This is a genomic window from Microbacterium sediminicola (genome assembly GCF_039531125.1).
Lineage (GTDB): Bacteria > Actinomycetota > Actinomycetes > Actinomycetales > Microbacteriaceae > Microbacterium > Microbacterium sediminicola.
Genome location: NZ_BAAAPL010000001.1, coordinates 1,315,310 through 1,336,638 on the forward strand (window position 1 = coordinate 1,315,310; position 21,329 = coordinate 1,336,638).

Below are 21,329 nucleotides of genomic sequence, written 5' to 3' on the forward strand. Positions count from 1 at the left end.
CGACCGCCGGTCACGCCGGGGTCGTGCTGAAAGGGGCGAGCTCCGCGGCCAGGCGCTCTGACACGAAGGCGTGGAGGGCGGTTCCTTCGACCTCGTGAGAACTGGTCACGATGTGCCCCGACTCGTGCGCAGCCGATACCAGGTCGCCACGGTCGTAGGGGATGACGACACGCACCTCGACCGCAGGCAGGGGCAGCGTGCGCTCGATCAGCGCGCGCAGCTCTTCGATCCCCTCCCCCGTGCGGGACGACGCGAAGACGGCGGTGGGCTCGAGACCGCGCAACACGAGGCGATCCGAGTCGTCGAGCAGATCGGCCTTGTGGAAAACGACGATCTCGGGGATCTCACGCGCGCCGACGTCTCCGATGACATCGCGCACGGTGGAAAGCTGCGCTGCGGGGTCCGGGTGCGAGCCGTCGACGACGTGAACGATGACATCGGCCTGTCCCACCTCCTCGAGCGTCGAGCGGAAGGCCTCGACGAGCTGGTGCGGCAGATTGCGGACGAATCCGACCGTGTCGGTGAAGGTGTAGACGCGGCCGTCCTCGGCCTGGCTGCGCCGCACTGTGGCATCCAGTGTCGCGAACAGGGCGTTCTCGACCAGCACCCCTGCGCTGGTCAGCCGGTTCAACAGACTCGACTTGCCGGCGTTCGTATACCCGGCGATGGCCACCGAAGGAATCGTGTGGCGCTTGCGCTCGGCGCGCTTGGCGTCGCGCGCCGGGGCGAAGTCGCGGATCTGCTTGCGCAGCTGCGCCATCCGGGTGCGGATGCGGCGGCGGTCGAGTTCGATCTTCGTCTCACCGGGACCGCGCGAGCCCATGCCCGCGCCGCCCGCGCCGACTTGTCCACCGGCCTGCCGACTCATCGAGTCGCCCCAGCCGCGGAGCCTCGGCAGGAGGTACTCGAGCTGGGCGAGCTCGACCTGCGCCTTGCCCTCGCGGCTCTTGGCGTGCTGGCTGAAGATATCGAGGATGACCGTGGTGCGGTCGATCACCTTGACCTTGACGACATCCTCGAGCGCTCGCCGCTGGCTGGGTGCGAGCTCGGTGTCGGCGATCACGGTATCCGCACCCACCGCAGCCACGATGTCGCGCAGCTCCTGCGCCTTGCCGCGACCGACGTAGGTCGCAGGGTCCGGGTGGGGACGTCGCTGCAGCACCCCGTCGAGCACGACCGCACCCGCCGTCTCGGCGAGTGCCGCGAGCTCGCGGAGCGAGTTCTCCGCGTCCTCCTGCTCGCCCTGCGGGTGCACACCCACCAGAACGACGTTCTCGAGCCGCAGCTGGCGATACTCGACCTCGGTGACGTCCTCGAGCTCGGTCGACAGCCCGGGGATGCGCCGCAGGGCTGCGCGCTCCTCGCGGTCCCACTGCTCGCCGTCCGTCGTGCTGCCGTCGGCCGTCCGGGAGTCCTGCAGAGCCTGCGCCGCGCCGAACACGCGAACCGAAGAGCGCGCGCGCTCGTGCGCCATCACACGCTCGATCGGATCCGTCGTGCCGGCATCCGTCGGTTCGGACTCGTGTTCGATCATCTTTCTCCTTGCCCGGGGCGCCTCCCCACAGGCATCCGTAAACTCTAGCCTCCCGCCCGGGGCCCGTCCTCCGCTACGCTCGTCGCCATGGAGAGCGACCACTACTTCACGTCGTCGCCTTCCAGCCCCGAGGACCTTCGCCGCATCCGCGTGAACCTGCTCGGCCGCGAGGTCGAGGTGACCACGGCGAGAGGCGTGTTCAGCCCCGAGCATGTGGATGTCGGCACGAGCGTGCTGCTCTCGAACATGCCCCCCGCGCCGGCGGGCGGGCACCTCCTGGACCTCGGCTGCGGCTGGGGGCCGATCAGCCTTGCGCTCGCCTGGGATTCCCCCCACGCGACCGTGTGGGCGGTCGACGTGAACGAACGTGCCCTCGATCTGGTGCGCCGCAACGCGGCGGAACTGGGTCTGGACAACATCAACGCGGTGCGGCCCGAAGATGTTCCGGCTGATGTGCGATTCCGCACCATCCGCTCGAACCCGCCCATCCGTATCGGCAAGAGCCAGCTGCACGATCTGCTGGAGACCTGGCTGCCGCGGCTGGACGAGCGCTCCGACGCGTGGCTGGTGATCTCGCGGAATCTGGGGTCGGACTCGCTGCAGCGCTGGATCACCTCGACGTTCACGCCCGGGTACTCGGTCTACCGGTCATCAACGGCGAAAGGCTTCCGCGTCCTCAAGGTGCGCCGGCACGGGACACCCCCGACGACGCCGATCGTGCTGCCCTGACGCCCCGAAGCGCCGTGCACCCCGGCGGAACGACGCACAGTCCGGCTGCGCGAGGCACGGCGATCAGGCGAGGGTGATCTCGCCGGAATAGACCAGGTGCGCCGAGCCCGAGAGCAGCACATGCGGCCCCTCGTCCGTAGGGATGACACGCACCCCGAGCTCACCGCCGGGGACGGTGACGCTCCAGCCGTCCGGCGCAGCGGATCCCGCCCAGTGCCGTACCGCGAGCGCCGCTGCGGCGACGCCGGTGCCGCAGCTGAGGGTCTCCCCCACGCCGCGTTCGAAGACGCGCATCTCGATCGTGCCGACACCATCGTGGACGAGCGGGTCGCTCGGCACCACGAATTCGACGTTCGCCCCTGCGTCCGGCGCTGGATCCAGCGCCGGCGCACGCCCCAGATCGATCGCGCCCAGCTCCGCTTCCGAACCGAGGGCGACGACGATGTGCGGGTTCCCGACATCGATCGAGACGCCGGGGCGCGCAACCTCCAGCCCGCGCGCACGAACCAGCACGTCGTCGTCGGTGACGACGAACGCACCGAGATCGACTTCGTATCCCCGCTCGCTGCGGGTGAGGGTCTTCACCCCCGCGCGGGTGCCGATCTGCACCGGACCCGCGTCGGGATCCGCCCATCCGACGACCTCGAGGTAGCGCAGGAACACGCGAATGCCGTTGCCGCACATCTCCGCCGCCGAGCCGTCGGCGTTGCGGTAGTCCATGAACCACTCCGCGCCCGCCTCGGCGGCCGCGACCCCCTCAGGCAAGGCACCGGAGCGCACGACGCGCAGCAGTCCGTCGCCCCCGATACCGAATCTCCGATCGCACAGTGCGGCGACCTGATCGTCGCTCATCACGAGTTCGCCATCGCGGTCGGGCACGATGACGAAGTCGTTCCCCGTCCCGTGTCCTTTGGTGAAGGCGATGCTGTGCGACATCCTTCAAGTCTACGAAAACGTGGCCGAACCTCGGCGCGTCAGCGGGGGAAGGGTTCGTAGCAGTCGAACGTGTCGTGGCTTGCGATCAGGCCACCCCGGACGGTGAGGAACCCTGCCATGTGAGCCACGAAGTCCGTCTCCCCGATCCGTCCCCGCCAGGTGGAGCGCACCGCCGCGCGGGGACCGTCGACGAGCACCTCCTCGATCTCGATCGACTGGGCGGACAATGTGGACTTGCCTGTGAGGAAGCCTACGACCGTCTGCTCGACATCGCGAAGATGACCATTCGGCGAGATCGGGTTGGGCAACTCTCGAAACTGCGCGTCGGGCGCCAGGCAGCTTCGCAGGTCTTCCTCGGAGGAACTCAGGTCCCCGACAACCTCGAAATACCTGCGAATCGCCGCTTCCGTCTCACTCATGCGTCCATTTTTGCACAACTATGGTTGTGTGCTTCATGATGTCGACACCCCCTCCCTGCTGTCTCTGGCGGGCGCGTCGGTGGACGCGCGTGTTCTGCGCGCCCTGCGTCGCGCGGGACATACGCGTCTGCGGCCCCGCCACGGCTATGTCTTCCAGCGCTTGCTACGCGGGCCGCAGTCGATCTCCGAGCTCGCTCGCGATCTCTCCGTGAGCCAGCAGGCCATGTCGAAAACGGTCGCCGAGCTCCGCGACCTGGGCTATGTCGCCGTGACGCAGAGCTCCGACGATCTAAGGAGGCGCTCACTCGAGCTGACGGAGCACGCACGGGACGCGATCGAGTGCGCACGCGACGCACGCGTACATCTCGCCCGGGACCTGCTGGGGGGCCTCGGCGAGGCCGACCACGCCACGCTGCGGCGTGCTCTTTCCGTGTTGCTGGAACAACTCGGCGTCGCCGAGGACGTCCGGGAGCGGCGCTTCCCGCCCGACACTCACCTCACCGAGGAGGCCGCCAGAAACACTCAGCCCACAAGAGCGGCCGCGTCCGGCGGCGCATCGTCAACGTCGAGCCAGCGCACGTCGCGGTAGCGCCGGAACCATGACACCTGACGACGCGCATAGCGGCGGGTCAGCGCCTGCGTCTGGGCAACGGCCTCTTCCGGTGTCGCCTCGCCCGCCAGCTGGCTCAGCGCCTGTGCGTATCCGATCGCCCGTCGCGCGGTCACACCACTCTCCAGCCCTTCCGAGCGCAGGGCGTCGACCTCATCGACGAGGCCGTCCCGCCACATCCGCTCGACGCGGCGATCGAGGCGCTCGATGAGTGCGGGGCGCGCCGATCGCAGGCCGATCAGACGCGTGTGCTCGAACCAGAGCGGAAGCTCATCGGGCATGACCGCGCCGTGCGAGTGCTCGCCCGACAACGCCACCTCGAGCGCCCGCACGACGCGGCGTCCATTGAGGGGATCGATGCGATCCGCTGTGACGGGATCGAGCTCGCGCAGCCGCGCATACAACACACCGGGGCCGCCGTCGCTGAGCTGCTGCTCAAGCTCCGCTCGAAGCGCAGCGTCTCGCGGCGGGAATCGCAGGTCGTAGACGACGCTCGACACGTACAGTCCCGAACCGCCCACCAGGACAGCGTCGGCGCCGCGCGCGTGGATATCCTCGATCGTGGCCCTCGCGTGCTGCTGATAGGCGGAGACAGCGGCCTCGTCGGTGACGGCGAGCACGTCGAGCAGGTGGTGCGGGATGCCACGGCGCTCCGCGGGCGTGAGCTTGGCAGTGCCGATGTCCATACCGCGGTACAGCTGCATGGCATCGGCGTTGACGATCTCTGCGCGCCTCCCCTGGGCCGCCAGCGCCTCACCGAGGGCGAGAGCGAGATCACTCTTGCCCGTCCCGGTGGCTCCGATCACCGCCCATAGGCGGGGTTCGCTCATGCGCCGACGCGGAGCGAAGGAAGACCCAACGATATCGCCCGTGCACCGTCATCGCCGGCGGGCACGGGAACGGCGCACGACTCGGCGAGCGAGCGGTCCCAGGCATCACCCGCGCGCGTGCGACGGATGCGCAGCGGCGCACCGTCCGGCGCATCAGCGAGCAGGTGGAACGGTGCGGCATGGGTGATGGTCACGGAAACGACGTCTCCGGGCCGCGGCACGTCAGACCCCTCAGGGACCTCGAAGTGCACGAGCCGGTTGTCTTCGGCACGTCCGGTCAAGCGGTGCGTGGCGGCATCCTTCTTGCCTTCACCGGTCGAGACGAGCACCTCGACGGTGCGTCCCAGCTGGCGCTGGTTTTCCTCGAGGGAGATCCGCTCCTGCAGCGCGACGAGGCGCTCGTATCGCTCCTGCACGACGGCCTTGGGCACCTGATCTGCCATGGTGGCAGCCGGTGTGCCCTCCCGGATCGAGTACTGGAACGTGAAGGCACTCGCGAAACGCGCCTGCTCCACGACCCGCATGGTCTCGTCGAAATCCTCGTCGGTCTCGCCCGGGAAACCGACGATGATGTCGGTGGAGATCGCCGCGTGCGGAATGCGCTCTCGCACGCGCTCGAGGATCCCGAGGAACCGTTCGCTGCGGTAGGAGCGGCGCATTGCGCGCAGGATGCGGTCACTGCCGGACTGCAGCGGCATGTGGAGCTGAGGCATCACTGCGGGGGTCTCGGCCATCGCGTCGATCACGTCATCGGTGAAGGCGGCCGGGTGGGGGCTGGTGAAGCGGATGCGCTCGAGCCCGTCGATCTCACCGGCCGCGCGCAGGAGCTTGCCGAACGCCTGACGATCGCCGAACTCGACACCGTAGGAATTCACGTTCTGTCCGAGGAGGGTCACCTCGATCGCGCCATCCTCGACGAGCAGGCGGATCTCGTTCAGGATGTCGCCCGGGCGGCGATCCTTCTCCTTGCCCCGCAGACTCGGGACGATGCAGAAGGTGCAGGTGTTGTTGCAGCCGACCGAGATCGACACCCAGCCCGACGAGGCACTGTCGCGCTTTGTCGGCAGCGTGGAGGGGAAGACCTCCAGGGATTCGAGGATTTCCAGCTCAGCTTCGTCGTTGTGACGCGCGCGCTCGAGCAGGCGCGGCAGCGACCCCATGTTGTGCGTGCCGAACACGACATCCACCCAAGGGGCCTTGTCGAGGACATTCTGCTTGTCCATCTGGGCGAGGCAGCCGCCGACGGCGATCTGCATGCCGGCGCGCTTGTCCTTGCGGGATTTGAGGTGGCCGAGGGTGCCATAGAGCTTGCCCGCGGCGTTGTCCCGGACGGCGCAGGTGTTGATGATGACCACGTCGGGCTCGTCGCCTGGCTCGACCGGCAGGTAGCCCGCGCTCTCGAGGGAGCCGGAGAGTCGCTCGGAGTCGTGCACGTTCATCTGGCAGCCGAAGGTGCGCACCTCGTAGGTGCGCGCGGTTCCGGAGGGAGACAGGGCGGCCGGAGACGGTGCGATGACCGTAGGAGCAGCGGAGGGCGTGGACATGATGCGAGCCATTCTACGATCCGTACCCGAGGCTCGGCGTGGAGGCAGCACGTACGCGCGCGGACGTGCTGCGCACGCTCATGTGCGCACGTACGTGAGCGAGTTCTTGTAGTCGCTCACGGGCAGGACTCCGCCAGGCTGCGGCTCGATGCTGACGCGCACCCGAAGCTGTTGCCGCACCGCTTCCTCGGCCGCAGCCAATGCGGCACCGGTCCGGACGTCATCAGCGGGGCCGGCCAGCTCGACCTCAAGTGGCAGCGGATCATCGAATCTGACCTGACCCTCACTGTCCTTGCGGACCCGCATGTTCCCCGTCAGGTGGCTGCCCGCGACCTTGAGCACGACGTCTCGGATCGCAGTGGGGTACACGTTCATCGCCTTGTAGATGAGCATGTCGTCCGTGCGCCCGACGCATCGCACGGTCGGCGAGGTACGACCGCAGGCGCATTCCCTCGCGATGACAGCGAGTTGATCGCGCGAGCGGAACCGAACCACGGCACAGGACTCCCTGCTCACTGTGGTGTAGATCGCCTCTCCGGTGGCCCCCGGCTCCCACGGCACGGGACGGCCGCTGTCGGGCTCGACGAGCTCGACGAGGATGTCGGGGGCGGCCGTGAAATGCATGCCGTTACCGACATGACACTCAGCCCACATCGCCGGCAACACATCTCCGAGCCCCATCAGTTCACTGACACGTTGCGCACCCCAGGCATCCAGAATGGCGCGGCGAATGTGCGGCACCCCGGCGCCGGGCTCACCGCCGGCGATCACCGTGCGCACCGCCAGCTCCGAGGCATCCCGGCCCAGTTCGACAGCACACCGCTGCGCGAAGTGCGCGGCGAACGATGCCGTCGCCACCAGGACTGTCGCCCGGGTGCGCGCCATGCCTCCCGCCATACGAGAACTCGTCTGGCCTCCGATCCACGCGAGCGCTCCGCCGGCCTCGCGAATTCCGTCGGCGTAGGGCAGACCACCCGCAACGATCGCCATCCCGGTCGTCAACGCGACGGTCTCCCCCGGGCCGACTCCCGCAGTGCGATAGGCATTGGCGATCGCCGATCGCCAGCTCTGTGCATCGCGCGTCGTCAGCCCGAACATGACCGGCGCGCCGGTCGTCCCGGAGGAGGTTGTGATCTGGCGCAACTGCTCCGTGTCGACCAACTGGAATGCGCCCAGCGGGCGTTCGGAGGTCGTCTCCTCTTGCGCGGCCCGCAGATCCGATTTCGTCGTATAGGCGACATCCGCCAGTTCCGCCATCGATGTCGGCGAACCCGTCGAGCCCAGTCGTCGCCGCCATACCTCGTGGCGGCGAAGCCGGTCGAACGTCTCCCGTAACGCCACCAACTGCCGCTCTTGCATCTCCTCCCAGGCCAGGGTGTCTGTCGCGGGCGACCAGAGATCGAAGGTCGCCGGCGCGCTCATGCCTGCTCCTCGTCGAACGCCTGCCCGACTTGGCCGACCTGGGCCGGGGCCCCGCCACCCCCATCCACGGGAAGAATCTGCCCGGTGATCCAGCGTGACTGCGACGTGGACAGGAACAGTGCCGCGGATGCGATGTCCCACACGTTCCCCTCACGGCGAAGGATCACGTTGCGGGCGCGGGCCTCGCGCTGTGCCTGAGAGATTCCGCGTGCGGCAAACGCCCCCCAGATCATTCCCACTCGCACACAGTTGACCCGAATACCCCGGGGGGCGAGCGACGCGGCGGCGCCAACGCAGAGCTTCTCGAGACCGGTCTTGGCCACCGTATAGGCCAGGCCCGGGCCGCGACCCTCGACGGCACCGGAGGACACATGAACGATCGATCCTCCATCGTTCATGTGCCTCTGAGCGCTGCGCATGATGATCCAGGCGGAGGTGAGATTCAGATCGATGGCGCGCTGCCACTGTGCCAGCGTCCCCTCGAACAGCGGTTCGGTCCCGCCCCCTCCGATGGAGTTGCCGAGGACGTCGATCGGCCCCCACGCCGCAGCGACGTCCGCGAACGCACGCTCGCAGGACTGCTGGTCGGTCACATCGACGTCGAATGCCATCGCGCTTCCGCCGGCGGCCTCGATCACCGCGACGGCCCGTTCTGCGGCGTGCCGATCACGGTCGAGGAGGGCCACACGGGCACCGTTGCGCGCACACAGCCAGGCAAAGGCGAACCCGACGCCGCCATCGGGACCGCTGAGTCCGCCGCCGGTGACCAGTGCGACCTTGTCGGTGAGCCACGGTTCGCCGGCCGTCGCCAACGGATCCGCGGTCGCACGCGCCCAGTCCTGTGACTGTTGCTCGTGAGCTGTCATGGTTCTCCTCCGGGTGGGGGTGTGTGCCGAGTCTGTCAGCGAATGGGAAAAGAACGTCCCGACCAGGTGCCGAAGACGCGGACGACCATTGATATGGCGGCATTTCCCGAGCCTGCGACCACGATGGGGAGCTGATGGGGTTGGGCATCGGCGAACACCGGATGGCGGTAGTCGGCGTCGAACGGGCCGTCGGGCAGACGCGACAATGACTTCCCCACCGCCGCCAGCGCAGACTCGGATCGGGCGGCATGATCGACAAGCCATTCCCGCACGTCTTGCTTGGTCATCCCGGCGCGCGCGAACACCCGCGCATGCTCGGGATTGAGCACCAACAGCGCCGACGAATGGCGAAAGAGCCACGCGCCGGTGCGCTGGATCGTGTCTGCGAAGTCTCGCAACACTTCGGTGGCGTTGTCGAAGTGACGGTTGTCCACGAACTCACTGGTGCGCACGAGCGTGGCCGTGACGGCGTCAGCCATCGGGGAAAGACCCGCCTCGGTCGCCAACGACTCCCACGGGCTGTGCTCCTCGTCCTCGGCGATGCACATCCCCCATCGGCCGGGAATCCCTTGTGTGGCCTGATCGAGCTCGTGCGGAAGGATGCCGAAGCTGTTGCGCACGGTGAGACCCACCGCTCGGGGTATCGTCGCATTGGGGCGAAAACCCGGGCCGAGGACACCGCCGGTCGCGTTGATCCCCAGCTTCTCGCGGATCGGGCCATTCACGATCACCAGCGGCGCGGGTCCGCTGGTGCTCTGCCATCCCCCGCCGCGAGCGGCGCGCTCGGCGGACAGGGCGTCCCAGGCGCTGAGCACGACAGGCACATACTCGGGTCGGCAACCAGCCATGATCGCGTGGACCACGACATCGCGCACCGTCGCACTCTGACCCACCTGTGGTAGGTGCGCAATGACCTCGTCGGGATCGCGCGTGGTGTGGGCGAGGAAGCTCTGGACCGCGTGTTCGGTCGCGGGCACGAGCGGAAGCCCGTCAGACCACCCCTGCGCGTACAGGTGCTCGATGACCGCGACGGCCGCGTCCGGATCCAGCGTGGCGGCCTCGGAGCGTGCCGCTGTCTGCTCGCTCACGCCGGTGTGCCGGTCAGAGCCGAATCCGCGGTCACGAGGCGGTTCGCGACGTCGTCAGCCAGGTCCTCACCACGTGCGCTGATCTGGGCGGCAGTGAGGTTGGAGATCGGGTGCTCCGTCAGGAGGAAGGGAAAGTCATTCGCGCCCTTGAGTTGGGCCATCGCACGCGATGTCGTTGCGAACTCGGTCGTGCACACCACCGCCGTCGGGATGCCGACCGCTTCGAGAGCGATTCCGTCCGCGACCGCTGATGCGCTGCACGAGCCGCAGTCTCCGACACCGATCACGACGACGTCGCACTCGCGAACGAGCTCTTCGACGAGATCGTCCGGCAGCGGCATGGCGAACTGACGCTTCGTCCGCCGAACCAGCTGGCCGGCACCACGCCGCTGCAGACACGCACCGACGGCGTCGAGAATCTGTTCGGCGTTGCGTTTCGTGTTCCCCAGCAGTCCCACCCGCAGACCTCCGAGACTGCCCCGGCGGACGGCCTCCGCGTGAGGGGACGCTGCGACGGACACGCGCCCCCGAGTCGGGTCGATGATTGCCGCGACCATGATCTCCACCTCCGTGTACGAGACCCCCACTCTGACCGACGCCACACACCTCATGCGCGCCGATTCCGCCCGGCGGAATCGGGACTTCGAACCAGACATCCCCGACATACGTTCGTTGACGCGAGCTCGCACGCGGCGCGCTCGCGTCAATGACGACGAAACGAGGCACTGATGAGAACGGCGCGGGCGGCACTGCTGACGGGACCGAACACCACACGCATAGAGAACATCCCCCTGCCCGAGATCGGCGTGGACGACGCGCTGCTGCGGGTCGAGGCGTGTGGGCTATGCGGCAGCGACATCGAACAGATCACCACCGGTGGGCGCATGCCGCTTCCCGTGATCCCCGGCCACGAACCGTTGGGAATCATCGAGCAAATCGGCCCGCGCGCGGCCGAGAGATGGGGCGTCACCACAGGCGACCGCGTTGTCGTCGAGGTCGTCGTCCCGTGTCGAGAGTGCCGTCACTGTCGCGACGGCCTGTTCACCTACTGTGATCGCTCGATCGGCGCGTATGGGTATCGGCCGTTCGATGCGCCCAGCACACTCATCGGCGGCTGGAGCGAGTACATGTACCTGCACCCGAACAGCGTCGTGCACAAGATGGATGCGACGATCCCCGTCGCCATCGCCGCCACGTACAACTCGCTGGCGGCCGGAATCCGTTGGGCCGTTCAGCTGGGTGGAGTGAAGCAGGGCGACACGGTCGTCGTGCTCGGGGCGGGTCAGCGCGGCATCGCCGCCGTCATTGCCGCGCGCGCAGCAGGTGCCGACCGGATCTTCATCACGGGGCTGGCACGGGACAGTCACAAGCTGGCGATCGCCCAGGCCTTCGGAGCTGAGGCAGCCATTCTGGCAGACGAAGAGGACGTGCCCGGCCGCGTCCGAGAACTCACGGATGAGTCGCTGGCCGATGTCGTCTTGGACATCACCCCGATGGCAGCGCAACCGGTGCGGGACGCTCTGGAGATCGTCCGCGGCGGTGGCACGATCGTGCTCGCGGGCCTCAAGCACGGTCACGCGATCGAGCTGGTCACCGACACGCTGATCCAGAAGGGTGTGACCATGGTCGGTGCGCGTGGCGTCGAGGGTTCGTCGATCGAGGCGGCGATCCGCCTCATCGAGTCCGGGGAGTATCCGCTGGAGTTGCTCACCACCCACACGTTCTCGCTCGACGACGCCGTGAGCGCCGTTGCAGTGCTGGCGGGAGACGTGCCGGGGGAGACCGCGATCAATGTCGCGATCGTCCCCTGATCTCCAGGACGGCGACGCGCAGAAACACGCCGAAGGGGGCGGTACGGACTTCCGCACCGCCCTGTTCGGGTTCTCCGCGCTCGGCCTACCTCACGGGAGTCATCGTCAGCCAGTTGATGTCGGTGGACGCGGTGTCCGGATCAGGGTCGACCAACCCGTTCCACTTGGCCGTGTTCACCGTCGGGAATGACGCATTCGTCCATGCCAGCGGCGCATCGAAGATGAGCTCCTCGGAACGCTGCTGCATCTCCTTGAAGAAGTCTCCGCGCGCATCCTGATCGATGGTCAGCAGCGCCCCTTCGGCGGCCGCATCGATCTGGGCGTCACAGATCCCGGAGGGGTTGCGCGCACCCATGCGATCAGGGTTGCACACGTACCAGCGTGCGATGCCCAGACTCGGGTCCGCCGAGACCGTCGTCCGCAACAGTGCCAGATCGAAGTTGCTCTCCGTATAGATCTGCTCGATGAAGATCGCAGAGGTGACGCCTTCGAGATTCACCCCGACGCCCACGTCAGCGAGCATCGCCTTGATCTGTTCTGCGGCGTCCGCCGTATCGGTGAGCGTCGAAATGTACTTCACATCCAGAGTGAATCGCGTGCCGTCCTCGCCCACGGGGTACCCGGCCCCATCGAGTGCGGCGTTGATCGCATCGATGTCACCGGGGAAATCCTCGTCGAAGTTGACGTCCTCGTTCACGGCCCACGACAGGCTCGGCGGGAAGAAGCCCTGCGCGGGCTCTCCCAGCCCCTTCAGCGCGACCTCGGTGATCTCGTCGCGGTTGATGGCCGCGAAGACCGCCGCGCGCACGTCGACGTCGCTCAGGGGTTCGGACACCGCGTTCATCTGCAGGATGATGCCCTGCGGGAAGTACCCGGTCGTCCGATGCACCAGCTCTGGGTGCTCGGCGATCTGGTCCTGCTGGGATGCCGGGATCTCGGCCTGATCGATCTCGCCCGCGATCAGGGCGAGCGTGCGCGTGTTGTCATCGGGCATGATCGGGTACACCGCGCGATCGACCTGAACCTCGCCACGGAAGTAGTTCGGGTTCTTCACGAGCACGACCTCTTCTCCCGAGCTGAAGTGATCGAACATCATCGGGCCGGTCCCGATCGGCGCCATGTTCGCAGGGTTCGTGGTCGGGTCTGTTCCCTCATAGATGTGTTTGGGCAACATGTATTGCAGCGCAAGCGTCTGCATGAATGGTCCGTACTCGCCGTTGAGCTCCAGCACGACCGTATGGTCATCGGTGGCCTCGACGGAGTCGATGACCGCGAGCATGGCCGGCGCGTATGTCTGCAGCGGCATGATCTCTTCAAAGTTGAAGACGACATCCGCAGAGGTGAAGGGCTCACCGTCATGCCAGGTCACCCCCTCGGCAAGATGGAGCGTGAGCATGCGCGCGTCGTCGCTCCATTCCCACTCTTGGGCGAGACTGGGGAAGATCACGAAGTCGGAGGTGATTCCCACAAGAGGATCCAGCATCGCTTCGCCCAGTCGCTGTACCGTGGGCGAACTCGCGATTGCAGGGTTCATCGATACCGGGTCATCTTGGATCGCCTCGATGTAGACAGCCTCCGCGCCCGTGTCGGCCCCTCCTCCCGCGCATCCGCTCAGCATCATGGCCGAAGCGGTGATCGCCGCGCCGAGGGCGAGGCCCGTCTTTCTCATTCTCATCACTGTGTACTACCTCTCTGTAGTGCAGGCGGAACTCCGCTGTGGCGCAGGGGCGTCCCGGTGGCGGGTATGCCGTATTCAGTTGTCGGATCGGGGTGACTCTGACGACGAAGCGTCCAGGGTCAGCGCGGACGCGAGCAGGCTGCGGGTGTAGGGGTGCTTCGCAGCCGTGAAGATCTGCGTGGTGCTCCCGCCCTCGACGATGTGACCGTCTTTCATCACATAGACCCGCTGCGCGACCTTGCGCACCACGGGCAGGTCATGGGTGATGAACACGTAGCCGACGCCGAGACGCTCGGTCAGGCCGTTCATCAGCTTGAGGATCCCGGCCTTCACCGACGCGTCCAATGCGGAGACCGCCTCATCCGCGATGATGATCTGCGGGCTGAGGACGAGAGCGCGCGCAATCAAGACGCGCTGACGCTGCCCGCCGGACAGTTCCTGGGGGTACCTGTCCAAGAACGCTTCCGCCGGACTGAGCCCGACCTCGTTCAGCGACTCCACGACTCGAGCCCGCACGGCGGCGCGACCCGATGCGACATGGTGCAGTCGGACGATCTCGCCCAACGAACGTTCCACGGTCTTGCGGGGATTGAGCGACCCCGAGGGGTCTTGCAGAACGGCCTGCACCCCGGTGCGATACGCGCGCACCTGCGTGCGGTTCATCCGCCCCAACGACAGCCCGTCGAACTCGATCTCTCCGCTGGTGGCAGGGATGAGCCCGAGCAGCATCCTCGCGAGCGTGCTCTTCCCGCTGCCACTCTCGCCCACGATCGCGACGAACTCGCCCGGCCGAGCCTGCAGAGTCACGCCGGAGACGGCGGCCACCGACGCAGCCCCACGGCGGGCGCGGAAGGTCTTGGACGCATTGCGCGCTTCAAGCAGCATCGTCGTCACCCCCCGAGACCATCGCGGCGACGTCGAGTTCGTGTCGGAGGGAGGGCGGAATGGACCACAGATCGAGATCGTCGTCGGTGAGACTGCGAACACTGCGCAGCAGCGCCTGCGTATAGGGATGACGCGGCGCGGACAGCACCTGCCGTGTCGGCCCCGACTCCACGACACGACCCGCGTACATGACGTACACGCGATCGGTCATTCCGGCGACGACCGAGAAGTCATGGGAGATGAGGATGAGGGAGGTCCCTAGGCGCGTGACCGTCTCGTCCAAGGTCGAGAGCACGTGACGTTGCACGGTGGCATCCAACGCCGTCGTGGGCTCGTCCGCGATGATGAGGTCGGGCTGCTTCGCGATCGCGATCGCGATGAGCACGCGCTGTCGCATTCCTCCCGACAGCTCGTAGGGGAACCTCTTGGCCACCTGGGCGGGGTCCGACAGGCCCGCGAGCGTCAGGTAGCGGTCAACCGCCGTCTGCGTGTGGTCCCCCCGGCGCCGACGTCGGCCACCGGTGATCGCCTCTTCGACCTGACGACCGATCTTCATCGTGGGATTCAAGAACGTCGAGGGGTCTTGGAAGATCATTCCGACGGTGTGCGCACGGATGCGGTCCCACTCGCGGGGTGGCGCGCCGATCATCTCCGCTCCGTCGAAGCGGACCGACCCGTTCACGACCACCCGGGGATTGGTCGGCAGAAGCCCCGCGATCGCGCGTCCCGTCACGGACTTCCCTGAGCCGGACTCTCCGACGATGCCCACGCGCTCACCACGACCGATCTGCACGTCCACACGCTTCACGGCGTGCACGCTGCGATGCGCGCCCGCAGGCAGGTGGATGCTGAGATCCGATACCCGCAGGAAGGGAACGGGTTCGGTGGGCTGGGCGACATCGCGCTGCGGCGATGCGGTACGGGTATCGATGCTCACTTGACTCTCCCGATCGACGGGTTCAGTGCGTCATTGAGCGAGTCGCCCAACATGTTGACCGCCAGAACGACGATGAAGATGCACAGGCCGGGAAAGATCGCCAGCCACCAGGCACTGCTGACGTAGGACTGCGCTGAGTTGAGGAGTGCTCCCCAGCTGGGTCGGTTGGCGTCTCCTATGCCCAGGAACGACAGACCGGATTCCGCGAGGATCGCTCGCGCCACGGTCATGGTGGTTGCCACCATGACCGGCGGCATGGCGTTGGGGATCACGTCTGACCACAGAATGCGGAGGTTGCCGAAGCCCGCTGCCTTCTGGGATTCCACATAGCCCAGCTGAGAGATCCGAGCCGCCTCTGCTCTGACGATACGTGCGACGCCCGGCCACATCGTCACCGCGAGGATGATGACGATCATCGTGACGCTCGATCCCAGGAGAGCAGCGGCGACCAGAGCGAGGACGAGGCCCGGAATGACCTGGAAGAACTCCGAGATCTTCACCAGGACCACGTCGAGCGCACCGCCGTAGTATCCGGCGAGACCGCCGACGACCAACGCCAGGGTCAGGCACAGCAGGGCGACGCTGAAGCCCACCAGCAACGACACCTGTCCCCCCATGAGTACCCGGGGTAGATAGTCACGACCGAGTTGATCGGTCCCCATCGGGTACTGCAGATCGGGGGCCTGCAACACGGGATGTCCAATGGCGACCGGGTCCCCCGTGAACAGCGGCCCGAGGAAGGAGAGCAGGATCATGAGGACAACGATGGGCAGGAAGACCAGCGTCGACGGCTTCCGCAAGAAGGCCCACCAGACCGCATCGGGGCCGGTCCGTCGCGCCGGGAGGGGAATCGGCGTCGTTTCCGGTTCGTGCGCGCTCGTGTTTTGGGGTGACGTACGTTCGAGTGTCATGCCATGCTCCCTGCTGGCTGCGTAAAGCGCGCCCGGAGGCGGGGATCGACGAGGCCGTAGATCACGTCAGTGATGATGTTGATCACGAGGATGGAGATCGTGATCACGATGACGACTCCCAGGACGACCAGCGTGTCCTGTCTGTTGATGGCGCCGATGAAGAGGAGCCCCATCCCCGGCCAGCTGAATACGGTCTCCACCAGGACCGATCCCGCGATGATGAAACCGAGGCTGTAGCCGGCCACGGTGACCATGGGCAACAGGGCGTTCGGAAGCGCATGCTGCCACAGCACCCGCTGCTCCGAGAGTCCCTTCGATCGCGCGGTGTCGATGAAGTCCTGGCCGAGCGACTCGATCATGGAGGAGCGCATGATCCGTGTCTTATAGGCGAGCTCCATGCTGGCGAGAGTGATGACCGGCAGGATCATGTATTGCCACGCGATGCCGTCTTGCCCGTACGGTGACTTTCCCTGTGTCGGCAACCAGCCGAGCCACACGGAGAAGACCATGATCAGCATGAGACCGAGCCAGAAATTCGGCACCGAGAACAACGCGACAGCTCCGGCCGACAGCCCACCGTCCAGCCAGCGGCGCCGGGTTCTCGCGGCGATCGCACCGAGCACCACACCCCCCACGGTCGAGAGGATGAACGCGGGCACGGCGATCGCCAGCGTGTTTCCGAGGCGGTCGAGGATCAGCTCGGCCACCGGCGTGTTCGATCCGAACGAGAAGCCGAGGTTCCCGGTGAGCACGTTCCCGATGTAGATGACGTAGCGCTCGTAGAGCGGGCGGTCCAGCCCGAACGACTCGGTCAGCTGCTGTCGCAGCGCCTCAGACACCGGGACATCACCGACAAGCGTCTGAATGGGGTCGCCGGGGGCGATCTCGAGCAGCAGAAACAGGATCGTGATGACGACCAGAAGGAGCAGCGCCGAGGAGCCGAGCAGTTTCAGGTAGTGCAGGGCGGCAGCTTTCATGCGCGCCGTCTCCCGGATGCAAGTGGCAGTGGGGTCAAGACATCTCTCCTTTGAAACGTCCCGCAATGCACGCCAGCCTGTGATCGTCACACGCCGCGCTCGCTCTGCGGACCATGGCAATACTGATCAACATAGTGAGAGGTCTCAACGGGACATTCCGCGCCGCGGAAGACCGGGAATCCCCACAGATTTCGTGCACTCACCGCGCGCGCACGCGCTGCGGGCAACGCCGAACGTGCGCGACACCGACGCGCGAGAGCACCGCGAGGTGGGGCGCCGAGGAACCGCTATACCAGACCCGCGTGACGGCGGTTGAAGTCGATCGTGCGCGGATCGGGCGTCGTTCGCGTCTCGGCGAGCGACTGTGTGATGCGCGTTGCGATCAGGCGCACCGGCTCCACGAGGTGGTCGGGATCATCCCGCTCGATCAGGTAGACCACGCCGACAGCGGCCTTCGCTGTGCCGTCGGGGGCAAAGACCGGTGCTGCGACGACGCCTGTCCCCATCGTCACGAATTGCCTGACATGGACGTATCGATCGGTGCGGATTCGGCGCAGCAACGCGGTGAGTTCGTCCGGATCGACGACGGTGTGCGGTGTGTATCGCTTGAGCGGCTCAGCGACGTAGTCCGAGATGAAATCCTCGCCCGCGTATGCCAACAGCGCGAGGCCCGTCGCCGTGACGTGAAGTCGGAGCCGCCCACCAAGTCGGTTCTCGCCGGAATAGTTGGGGTGCGCACGCAGCGCCTCCAAATACATCACGTCGCGTCCGTCCCGTACTCCCAAGTGAACGGTCAGCCCGGTTCGCCGGTGGAGGTCGACGAGGTGCGGCAACGCACGCTCCCGGACTTGCAGGTCCTCCGTCGATGCCGATGCGAGATCCAGGATCTTCCGACTCAAGCGATATCGACCGGACTCGTCAATCTCGAGCCCACCCCACTCGACGACCTCTCGCGCAATGCGATGCGTGGTGGTGAGGGAGAGCTGAGCCTGGCGGCTGATCTCGGTCAGGGTGAGCGCTCCTGTCCCATGCCCGAACGCACCGAGGAGGGCGAGGACGCGCGCAGCTGCCGTTCGCTTGCTGGACGAGGGGTCGGGCGAATCCGTTGCGCCCGAGCGCGCCGGTCCAAAGGCCACGATTTTCCCGTCCCTCCCCTCCGCTGCGGTGGTCATCGCATGCTACCGGGGATCCGCGCAGCCTGACCGAGAAATGTGCGGGCGTTGGCCGCACCGATGAGGTCACGCTCCCGCGCACTCGCGTCGACCGCGGTCAGCAACTCATCCAAACGCTCGGGCCGCTCCATTGCAGGGAAGTCCGTTCCGAGCACGATGCGATCGGCGCCGAGGTAGTCGATGACGTAGCGGAGCGTCCGCGGATCGAACGCCATGGAGTCGTAGACGAACCGGCGAGCACGTACGCTGGGCGGCTCCGCCGAGCGCGTGCTCGGATCGGCGTGCGCCCAGAAATAGTCCGCCCGGGGAAGCATCGCGGGCAGACCGCCGCCCGCGTGGCTCAGCGTCACGCGCGAGTGCGCGCACACCGCACCCACCGGACCCAGGATGAGCGACGCCGCACCACGGGCGCCTTCGATCCCGACGCCCACGGATGCGCGGAGATCCTCCGCCAGACCGACTTCGTCCAAGCGCGGCATCGCGTGGACGAACACAGACATCCCGAGTCGGGCGATCTCGCGAAAGAAGTCGACGAAGCGCGCGTCACCGATCGGGACCCCGTTCACGTGGGAGCTGACTTCGACACCACGCAGGCCCAACGCCGCGACGCGTGCGAGTTCAGCGGAAGCAAGGTCAGGGTCCTGCAATGGCACGACGCCAAGCCCGTGGATACGTCCCTGCCCGAGCACGACGACGTCACTCATCATCTCGTTGACGTACCGGAACAGGTCCCGCCCCTGCGCTGCGCCGAGCGAGAAGTTGAGCAGTGGCGGCATTGGCGAGAGAACCTCCTCGTCCACGCCGGCTGCATCCATCGCGGCGATCCGATCATCCACGGTGTAGAAAACGGCTGAAGCGAGGAAGTCGGTGCGACCGAACATCAGCCGCCGCACATCGTCGCGTTCCGTCGCGATCATGCGTGGGAATCCCGTCGCGTCCGGGAAACTGCGGGGAATAATGTGCGCGTGAGCGTCGATGATCACGGGGCTACCTCCGCGATCAATAGTGTCCGCTCGTCACTACACGCCGCTCACCACTTCCACGACGCGGAAGGCCGCGGTGCGCCAGACGAGCTCTGTTGTGGCGCCGGATTCAGAGCCCGCGCGAGGCTTCTGCCTCGGCGAGAACCGCGACGGCAACCGAAACCGAGACCGAGGGCGGGTATCCACGGCGTTGGAGCTGACCGACAAGCCGGCGCACGGCGACGTCGCGATCCAGCCGGGAAAGCGCGCCCACCTTCGAGCGTGCGAAGACGTGCGCTCGTTCTTCGTCGTCGTCCGGAAGATCGGACAGCGCACGCGCCGCTGTCTCACGATCAATGCGGCGCTTGGCCAAGGCGGCCGCGATCGCCCGTCGCCCATCGTTTCGGCGAGAAACACAGGAGTGAACGATCTGTTCCGCCAGCACGTCGTCGTCCAGCCATCGCCGCGCATGCATCTCGTCGACGATCACGTCGATGTCCTCCCGAGGGACACCCTCGTCGCTCAGGAACTCGCGGGCTTCGGCGAGGGAAAGCCCCTTTCGGCCGAGCTTCCTGGCGAGTCGGTCGAACGCGCGGTCACGGATGCCTGCCCGGTCATCCGTGGTCCCGCTGTCGGGAGAAGAACCCCCGAACAGCGGGATCACGGGCGCGAGCTCATCGCTCTCGCGGTCGATGGTCATGATTAGGCCGGGCGACGCTTGGCCAGCTCGTCTTCGACGGCTTCCTCACTCTTGGCACCGCCGATACCGAGCTTCTGCTTGATCTTGGTCTCGATCTCGGCCGCGACATCGGCGTTTTTGATCAGGAAGTTGCGGGCGTTCTCCTTGCCCTGACCCAGCTGCTCCCCGTCGTAGGTGTACCACGCACCCGACTTCTTGACGATGCCGTGCTCGACACCGAAGTCGATGAGGCTTCCCTCTCGTGAGATCCCGACACCGTAGAGGATGTCGAACTCGGCCTGCTTGAAGGGTGGTGCCATCTTGTTCTTGACGACCTTGACGCGGGTGCGGTTTCCGACAGCGTCGGTGCCGTCCTTGAGCGTCTCGATACGGCGGATGTCGAGGCGGACGGACGCATAGAACTTGAGCGCCTTTCCACCCGCGGTCGTTTCGGGTGAGCCGAAGAAGACACCGATCTTCTCGCGCAGCTGGTTGATGAAGATCGCGGTGGTCTTGGTCTGGTTGAGCCCGCCGGTGAGCTTTCGCAGCGCCTGCGACATGAGGCGCGCCTGCAGACCCACGTGGGAGTCGCCCATCTCACCTTCGATCTCCGCTTTCGGAACGAGGGCCGCGACGGAGTCGATGACGACCAGATCGATCGCTCCCGAGCGGATCAGCATGTCCGCGATCTCCAGCGCCTGCTCACCGGTATCGGGCTGCGATACCAGCAGCTGATCGATGTCGACGCCGAGCTTCTGCGCGTAGTCGGGATCGAGGGCGTGCTCCGCGTCGATGAAGGCGGCGATCCCGCCCGCGCGCTGCACGTTCGCGATGGCGTGCAGTGTCAGCGTCGTCTTACCCGACGACTCCGGACCGTAGATCTCGATGATGCGACCGCGCGGGAGTCCCCCGACACCGAGCGCGACATCCAGCGCGATCGAACCGGTGGGAATGATCTCGACGGGCGCCCGCTCGTCGCTGCCCAGCCGCATGACGGAGCCCTTACCGAACTGGCGATCAATCTGGGCGAGGGCCGAATCGAGGGCCTTCTCGCGGTCTGCAGGTGTGGGCATGGTGTGCTCCTTCAGCACTCGGTCCGAGAGCGGAGTGTCCGCCACCGGAGGATCGGCCGCCTGTAGGCTGTCGCGTTCCCGTGCTGAGGCCAGCCGGTTCGGTGACAAGGCGAGTGATGTCGTTCGACGCCGCTCACGGTACGCGGAGCCTCGGACATTGCTGCCCGGGATGCTCCGCGTGCCGTGGACGGGTGCCTGCGCGACCCCACTTGTGCAGGAGCCTACGGTTGATTCGAACAGAGCTTCGACGACACGCCGGATGAATC

Annotated in this window: 21 protein-coding genes; 3 read left to right on the plus strand and 18 right to left on the minus strand. The window is 66.7% G+C overall.

What is annotated here, in order from left to right; all coding sequences use genetic code 11:
* Window positions 1-10: 10 nt before the first annotated feature.
* Window positions 11-1,534, minus strand: a complete 1,524-nt coding sequence (gene hflX / locus ABD206_RS06120; RefSeq protein ID WP_344070424.1) for a GTPase HflX — start codon at window positions 1,532-1,534, stop codon at window positions 11-13.
* Between the two features lie 87 nt (window positions 1,535-1,621).
* On the opposite strand from hflX, the gene ABD206_RS06125 reads away from it, so the two are divergent.
* Window positions 1,622-2,263, plus strand: a complete 642-nt coding sequence (locus tag ABD206_RS06125; RefSeq protein ID WP_344070426.1) for a class I SAM-dependent methyltransferase — start codon at window positions 1,622-1,624, stop codon at window positions 2,261-2,263.
* Window positions 2,264-2,326: 63 nt separating this feature from the next.
* On the opposite strand, the gene dapF is transcribed toward ABD206_RS06125, so the two are convergent.
* Both dapF and ABD206_RS06135 read right to left on the minus strand, forming a co-directional pair.
* Window positions 2,327-3,199, minus strand: a complete 873-nt coding sequence (dapF, locus tag ABD206_RS06130) for a diaminopimelate epimerase (protein ID WP_344070428.1) — start codon at window positions 3,197-3,199, stop codon at window positions 2,327-2,329.
* Between the two features lie 38 nt (window positions 3,200-3,237).
* Complete coding sequence (locus ABD206_RS06135; protein WP_344070430.1) at window positions 3,238-3,618, minus strand: nuclear transport factor 2 family protein; 381 nt, start codon at window positions 3,616-3,618, stop codon at window positions 3,238-3,240.
* A gap of 28 nt (window positions 3,619-3,646) precedes the next feature.
* On the opposite strand from ABD206_RS06135, the gene ABD206_RS06140 reads away from it, so the two are divergent.
* On the plus strand, window positions 3,647-4,207 hold the full coding sequence (locus ABD206_RS06140; RefSeq protein ID WP_344070432.1) for a MarR family winged helix-turn-helix transcriptional regulator: 561 nt from the start codon (window positions 3,647-3,649) through the stop codon (window positions 4,205-4,207).
* On the opposite strand, the gene miaA is transcribed toward ABD206_RS06140, so the two are convergent.
* From miaA to ABD206_RS06170, 6 genes are all read right to left on the minus strand, one after another.
* Window positions 4,141-5,058: a tRNA (adenosine(37)-N6)-dimethylallyltransferase MiaA gene (gene miaA, locus ABD206_RS06145; protein WP_344070434.1), complete on the minus strand. Its 918-nt coding sequence runs from the start codon at window positions 5,056-5,058 to the stop codon at window positions 4,141-4,143. The genes ABD206_RS06140 and miaA overlap by 67 nt on opposite strands.
* Complete coding sequence (miaB, locus tag ABD206_RS06150) at window positions 5,055-6,602, minus strand: tRNA (N6-isopentenyl adenosine(37)-C2)-methylthiotransferase MiaB (protein WP_344070435.1); 1,548 nt, start codon at window positions 6,600-6,602, stop codon at window positions 5,055-5,057. The genes miaA and miaB overlap by 4 nt, the downstream gene beginning before the upstream one ends.
* A 78-nt stretch (window positions 6,603-6,680) precedes the next feature.
* Window positions 6,681-8,024: a phenylacetate--CoA ligase family protein gene (locus ABD206_RS06155; RefSeq protein ID WP_344070436.1), complete on the minus strand. Its 1,344-nt coding sequence runs from the start codon at window positions 8,022-8,024 to the stop codon at window positions 6,681-6,683.
* Window positions 8,021-8,890: an SDR family NAD(P)-dependent oxidoreductase gene (locus ABD206_RS06160; RefSeq protein WP_344070438.1), complete on the minus strand. Its 870-nt coding sequence runs from the start codon at window positions 8,888-8,890 to the stop codon at window positions 8,021-8,023. The genes ABD206_RS06155 and ABD206_RS06160 overlap by 4 nt, the downstream gene beginning before the upstream one ends.
* A gap of 35 nt (window positions 8,891-8,925) precedes the next feature.
* Complete coding sequence (locus ABD206_RS06165) at window positions 8,926-9,978, minus strand: hypothetical protein (RefSeq protein ID WP_344070440.1); 1,053 nt, start codon at window positions 9,976-9,978, stop codon at window positions 8,926-8,928.
* A complete protein-coding gene (locus ABD206_RS06170; protein ID WP_344070442.1) occupies window positions 9,975-10,535 on the minus strand; it encodes a UGSC family (seleno)protein in 561 nt (186 codons plus the stop codon). The genes ABD206_RS06165 and ABD206_RS06170 overlap by 4 nt, the downstream gene beginning before the upstream one ends.
* A 171-nt stretch (window positions 10,536-10,706) precedes the next feature.
* Here ABD206_RS06170 and ABD206_RS06175 point away from each other — a divergent pair, with 171 nt between their 5' ends.
* Window positions 10,707-11,789 (plus strand): zinc-dependent alcohol dehydrogenase, encoded by a 1,083-nt coding sequence (locus ABD206_RS06175; RefSeq protein ID WP_344070444.1) that lies wholly within the window; start codon window positions 10,707-10,709, stop codon window positions 11,787-11,789.
* A gap of 85 nt (window positions 11,790-11,874) precedes the next feature.
* Here ABD206_RS06175 and ABD206_RS06180 read toward each other — a convergent pair whose 3' ends face one another.
* The 9 genes from ABD206_RS06180 to recA all read right to left on the minus strand — a co-directional run bounded on the left by ABD206_RS06180 (window position 11,875) and on the right by recA (window position 21,063).
* Window positions 11,875-13,458, minus strand: a complete 1,584-nt coding sequence (locus ABD206_RS06180; protein WP_344070446.1) for an ABC transporter substrate-binding protein — start codon at window positions 13,456-13,458, stop codon at window positions 11,875-11,877.
* Between the two features lie 84 nt (window positions 13,459-13,542).
* Window positions 13,543-14,352 (minus strand): ABC transporter ATP-binding protein, encoded by an 810-nt coding sequence (locus ABD206_RS06185; protein ID WP_344070448.1) that lies wholly within the window; start codon window positions 14,350-14,352, stop codon window positions 13,543-13,545.
* Complete coding sequence (locus tag ABD206_RS06190) at window positions 14,342-15,289, minus strand: ABC transporter ATP-binding protein (protein ID WP_344070450.1); 948 nt, start codon at window positions 15,287-15,289, stop codon at window positions 14,342-14,344. Before ABD206_RS06190 ends, ABD206_RS06185 begins: the two co-directional genes overlap by 11 nt.
* A complete protein-coding gene (locus ABD206_RS06195; RefSeq protein WP_344070452.1) occupies window positions 15,286-16,200 on the minus strand; it encodes an ABC transporter permease in 915 nt (304 codons plus the stop codon). Before ABD206_RS06195 ends, ABD206_RS06190 begins: the two co-directional genes overlap by 4 nt.
* Window positions 16,197-17,177 carry an ABC transporter permease gene (locus ABD206_RS06200; protein WP_344070454.1) on the minus strand — a complete coding sequence of 327 codons (981 nt, stop codon included), beginning with the start codon at window positions 17,175-17,177 and terminating at the stop codon, window positions 16,197-16,199. The genes ABD206_RS06195 and ABD206_RS06200 overlap by 4 nt, the downstream gene beginning before the upstream one ends.
* Window positions 17,178-17,464: 287 nt before the next feature.
* Window positions 17,465-18,349 (minus strand): IclR family transcriptional regulator, encoded by an 885-nt coding sequence (locus ABD206_RS06205; protein ID WP_344070456.1) that lies wholly within the window; start codon window positions 18,347-18,349, stop codon window positions 17,465-17,467.
* Window positions 18,346-19,332, minus strand: a complete 987-nt coding sequence (locus ABD206_RS06210) for an amidohydrolase family protein (RefSeq protein WP_344070458.1) — start codon at window positions 19,330-19,332, stop codon at window positions 18,346-18,348. Before ABD206_RS06210 ends, ABD206_RS06205 begins: the two co-directional genes overlap by 4 nt.
* Before the next feature lie 109 nt (window positions 19,333-19,441).
* Window positions 19,442-20,011 carry a regulatory protein RecX gene (locus ABD206_RS06215; RefSeq protein ID WP_344070460.1) on the minus strand — a complete coding sequence of 190 codons (570 nt, stop codon included), beginning with the start codon at window positions 20,009-20,011 and terminating at the stop codon, window positions 19,442-19,444.
* A gap of 2 nt (window positions 20,012-20,013) precedes the next feature.
* On the minus strand, window positions 20,014-21,063 hold the full coding sequence (gene recA, locus ABD206_RS06220) for a recombinase RecA (protein WP_344070462.1): 1,050 nt from the start codon (window positions 21,061-21,063) through the stop codon (window positions 20,014-20,016).
* Window positions 21,064-21,329 lie beyond the last annotated feature (266 nt).